This window comes from Pseudorhodobacter aquimaris, assembly GCF_001202025.1.
Classification (GTDB): Bacteria; Pseudomonadota; Alphaproteobacteria; order Rhodobacterales; family Rhodobacteraceae; genus Pseudorhodobacter; species Pseudorhodobacter aquimaris.
The window spans coordinates 1-4462 of the sequence record NZ_LGHS01000019.1; the positions used below are offsets into that span (position 1 = coordinate 1).

4 protein-coding genes and 2 pseudogenes are annotated in these 4462 nt (G+C 56.2%); 2 read left to right on the top strand and 4 right to left on the bottom strand.

Annotated elements, in window-relative coordinates:
- A pseudogene (locus AKU94_RS20970) lies at window positions 1–344 on the top strand (transposase); the annotation flags it as partial.
- A gap of 624 nt (window positions 345–968) precedes the next feature.
- On the opposite strand, the gene AKU94_RS02985 reads toward AKU94_RS20970, so the two are convergent.
- From AKU94_RS02985 to AKU94_RS03000, 4 genes and pseudogenes are all read right to left on the bottom strand, one after another.
- Window positions 969–1490 carry a YcnI family copper-binding membrane protein gene (locus AKU94_RS02985; protein WP_050525863.1) on the bottom strand — a complete coding sequence of 174 codons (522 nt, stop codon included), beginning with the start codon at window positions 1488–1490 and terminating at the stop codon, window positions 969–971.
- A 199-nt stretch (window positions 1491–1689) separates the two neighbouring features.
- Window positions 1690–2139, bottom strand: coding sequence for a DUF2946 family protein (locus tag AKU94_RS02990; RefSeq protein WP_332307203.1), 450 nt, complete (start codon window positions 2137–2139; stop codon window positions 1690–1692).
- 157 nt (window positions 2140–2296) lie between these two features.
- Window positions 2297–3481 carry a Hint domain-containing protein gene (locus AKU94_RS02995; protein ID WP_050525865.1) on the bottom strand — a complete coding sequence of 395 codons (1185 nt, stop codon included), beginning with the start codon at window positions 3479–3481 and terminating at the stop codon, window positions 2297–2299.
- 201 nt (window positions 3482–3682) lie between these two features.
- Window positions 3683–3964 (bottom strand): annotated as a pseudogene (locus AKU94_RS03000) (efflux RND transporter permease subunit); the annotation flags it as partial.
- 114 nt (window positions 3965–4078) lie between these two features.
- On the opposite strand from AKU94_RS03000, the gene AKU94_RS03005 reads away from it, so the two are divergent.
- Window positions 4079–4462 (top strand): helix-turn-helix domain-containing protein (locus AKU94_RS03005; RefSeq protein WP_157056380.1); only part of this gene is annotated, 384 nt, incomplete at its 3' end.

A 4462-nucleotide genomic window follows, 5' to 3' on the forward strand; every position in this document is an offset into this window, starting at 1 on the left:
ATTTTCTAATGGGCGTGAGTTTGCAGCCCGGGTCGCGGGCTTGTACCAAGGCAGAAGTCGACCGGTGGGCGACAAATCCTGGGTAGAACCTCAAAAATGGGGCAGCGCGATATAAGGCGGTTGCTGATCACAGGCGCGTCGTGCGAATGCACGCCTCTGGCGTGATGGCCGTCATCCGTTGGACCATCCGGAAAGGCCCACCACCTGGATCATGGCTTGCCAAGATGCTGGCGCGCAAGCCTCGTATGCTGGTGGCGACTGCATTGGCAAACAAGCTTGCCCGTACTGTTTGGGCGTTAATAACCACAAAAGAGAACGATCGAATTCCACCGCTGGCTGCATAAGCTTTGCACCATGCGTTGGAGTAAACCGGCAATGTGAGAAGGGCGAAGGAGAGTAAGGAACAACGGTCATAAGACGGGGTTGGGAAAACCAGATAGAAGCCAGGAGCTTTGTGCTCGCATCAACGATTTGGACCCATCCACGGACACCATACAGGCCAGCGGCGTGTGAAAGCTGCATATATAGGCCGGACACACGACTGCACTGATCACATGTTCTGAGCAATCTGAAAAACTTCTTGCATTGAAAGGGGCATCCACACACGGGTTCCATAATCCGCGACGCCGCCTCTCATGCTTCGGCGGGAAAGGCCCCTTGGCTTTTGAGCGTAAGATGGCTTAAACGAGCACCTGGGGCGGCACGAAAAACGAGACAGGTCCACCCTGCCACCAAGGGCGCGGGGGCGCTCTCTGGTGCAGGAAACTCCTCGCTGCATCGGCTTCCTTTTGGTTGGCACCATGTCGATGCGCACAAAGTGATAGCCGCCACGCAAGTTCCAGAGCATGCCAGTTGCATGCAGCGGGGCCGGGGGGCAAGGGTCGGATCGCCGCAGTTTTGCGTGAAGGATAATCATAGGTTGGTCAATGGCCTGACCGAAGGCATCCCCCTCCGGTTAGGCTGCTTGATCAATGATTGTGATGGGGTTCGGTGATGTGCAGATCTGCTGCAGGCTCTGCAAGATCGTGGCTGTCCTGACCTTCGGCCGGAATTTCGACCCAGTTGTGCGATCCGTTTGCGCATTCCTGAATGACGGGGAAATAGACGGTGCTTCCAGCCTTCAAACTGTCTGTCAGCTTACCGCGAAATGCGAATTGATCAAAGTGGGCGTCGTCAAGCGTCCCCGACCAGATCAGTTCTTTCGGCCCTTCGGACAGCGGCGTGCCGTAGTAGTCATAGGATGTCTCATAAGCCCCTGTGACGATTTCGAGATCCCATCCCGCCTTTGGAGCAGGTTTGACGGCGATAACGCCTTCGGGGATTTGAACGCGCAGGCGCAAGGTCGGCTCTCCTTCGCAGCCACGACCGATATTAAGCACACCGATGTAGGTGGCCCCTTGCGCCGCTTCCGGGGTTACGAGCGATACATGCGCGAATGCGGCAGTGCTTGAGGCGGCGATTGCTACGACTGTAGTGATAATGGTGTTCATTTTTGTGTTCCGAATTATGGGTTTTGGTATGGCTTTGCTGGAACTCGCCGACTTGGCACCTGTGCCCAAGGCAAGGTGACACCCTAAAAGGGATGCGAAGTATTCGCCAAAAGGACGTAGCCAGCGCAGATAAAACGGGCGGCGTTGCTTGCCTTCTATCCTGAATGTCATGGATCAAAGGCACGCCGGGCCGGTTCAATCAGACCAGTCTTGGCGGCGCTCGTGGCTGCTGGGGTGTGCGCGTCAGGATAAGTGTGCGGCGGCGATCAATGAACGTCGCACGATAGGGAGAAAGCGCGGCGGGTTGCGCAAGCGTTTCAATCCATGACAGCACCAAAACCAGCGAGAGCGTTATCGCAAGACAGTCAGAAACCTGAGAGGGAGCACTATCGGCCGGCGTCTCGTCCTTAATGCTGCCATCAGCCGACAGCCAGACCTCGGTGGGGCCTTCGGGCGTGCAAAGCACAAGCTGCATGCCGTCATCGTCTGCGGTTCGCATGTACCCTTGGGGAATAGCTCCAGACAGGAACATCGCCAGTAAAAGCGTGCAGAAAATCAGCGGCTGGGGCGTCACAACAGACAAGGCCCGGCCCCGAAAGCCGTTACAAAAACTCTGCATGTAACTGGCCTGATTCGACACGATCAGCATTCTCCTCGCAAAGTTGTTACCAACAGACTGCGCGCATCGCAAACCTATTGAACCGCGAAGGGCCGTTCCAGCCAATATTGCCTGCCGCCGAGTGGCGCGACCGAACCGTGAAGCAGAAGGCGCCAAGATACTTTGCGCAGCGACGGCCTAGGGGCCATTAGACGGCAAGAAGCCGCTTTGTGTTCTTGATGTGCCGCCGGACCAGCTTCTTTTGTGCCCTGCGCGACGGGATCAGACAGGCAGGCTCTGCGAAACCATCGGTGTCACCAGCATCCAAGCAATGCGCCACAAAGGCGGCCCCAAGCATCTTTTGGGTTTCGGCATTTATCAAAAAGCTTTCGGTCGGCGTGCCTTGTGCAAATATGATTTCGTGCCTTTTGAAGACGAGGTGGAAATATTCGACGCATTCGACAGTGTCCTCAACATATATACCCGGAAGCTCGGTCAATCTTATCGCTGCAACAAGAACAGTCATGGCGCCGAACATGCTTTTGACAACGTCGGATTTTACAGCGACGCGGTGCTGGCGTGACACGAGCAGATCCCTTTTTGGTATCCCTGCACCCAGAGCGTCCGCCTTGATGCGTATCGGATAGAGCTTTGGGTTATTTCTCAGGTCTTTTGCACCAACGATCCGGCTCATCGTCAGGACCAGATCTTGAAAGCCGTGGTCCTGAGTCAACACTTTATAACCCGTTTTCAGCGCCTCGACAGGCAGCTCGCCGCGATCGGTCGTGATCAATGTTCCTCGGGCAAAACAGCGCACGCCTGATGGCTTCAGATCGCCGGCTGCCTTCATCGTGTCGATGTCAGAATTCCACCTGAGATCCCCAAGCAGCCCGCCCGGTGGAAGGTCGGTGAAATCAACAACCATCGTTGTGTAAAGATCACCGACCGCAGCGCGTCCGGTCAGGTTTACAACCCCGGAATATGTCACGGTGAGCCCCCCGGACATGGTTTCGTATTCCGGTGCCAGCTTGAAAGGAAAACCGTTCAAGGAGCTGGGCGTTGACCCACCATAGGAATCATCCTCCATTTCAAAGGTAGTATCAAAGACCGAGCTAGCGGGTTGCAGGTCGATTTCAAGTGTGGTCAGAAGCTTGTCGGTCGACAGTTCATGCCACTCAAAGCCAAAGGACATATCGATATCGGTGCCCGTCGCGCCGCCAAAGGTGTAGGGGTCCAATGCCTGCCATACAAGCGTTTCGGTGGTGCCGTCCGCATAGGTGGCGGTAATCGTCGCACCTTCCAGATCAACGCCGCGTGAGCTGGTGTCGTCGCGAATACCATGGACGGTTTCATGGGGGTTATCATCTCGTCTGACAATATCAATCGAGGTCATGCCTCAAACCACCCTTTACCGGTTTCATTGCGCAGCAATTGCTTGCGATTGCCGACAATGCAGGCTTGTGCTGGTGACCGTGCCACAGAGTGTGCGGACGCCAAGCAACGCCGAAACTATACCTCGCATATCTCTGCGTGCGGAGAATGGCGAAGGTAAGGGATTTTGACGGCAGTTTAATGGCCGGCGCATTCCGGCATATTATTCGGCGGCAATCTGGGCGCTATCTTGGGTCTCATGCAACAGCCGTTTTGCCGCCATGCCCGGATCAGCGCCCCATACCGCAATCCAGCGATAGAACACCGGCGTCAGGAACAGGGTAAAGACCGTGGCAAAGCCAAGTCCGCCGACGATGACCCAGCCGACGGCGATGCGGGCTTCGGCCCCGGCACCGGATGTCAGAATCAGGGGCAAGCCGCCGAATACTGTTGAGACCATCGTCATCATCACCGGCCTGATCCGCAGCCGCAAGGCATCGCGGATGTGTTGATTGTCACTGAGAACTGACCCGGCAACAGCAGAAATTGTCATTGAGAATTGACCCATGTGCAACCTTGCCCCTGCTTGATTCAGCTGGGGGCTATTGGAGTGGTAGACATGGGATTTTTGAGGGTTATTCGGAAATGGGCGCTGCGAGACAAGATGCCCATTCGCGAGATTGCGCGGCGTACAGGCGTATCTCGCAACACGATCAAGAAGTATCTGCGGGCTGGGATTGTCGAGCCCGAGTTTCAGAGACCGGACCGGCCGAGCAAGCTGGATCCGTATGCTGAGAAGCTGACAGCCTGGTTGCTGTCTGAGCGGCGCAAATCACGCAAGGAGCGGCGGACTGCCAAGCAGATGCATGCCGATCTGGTGCAGCTTGGCTTTGATGGCTCATATGAGCGGGTTGCGGCCTTTGTGCGGGACTGGAAGGGTGAACGGCAACGCGCATATCACACGACTGACCGCGGGGTCTTCGTTCCGCTGGTGTTCCAGCCT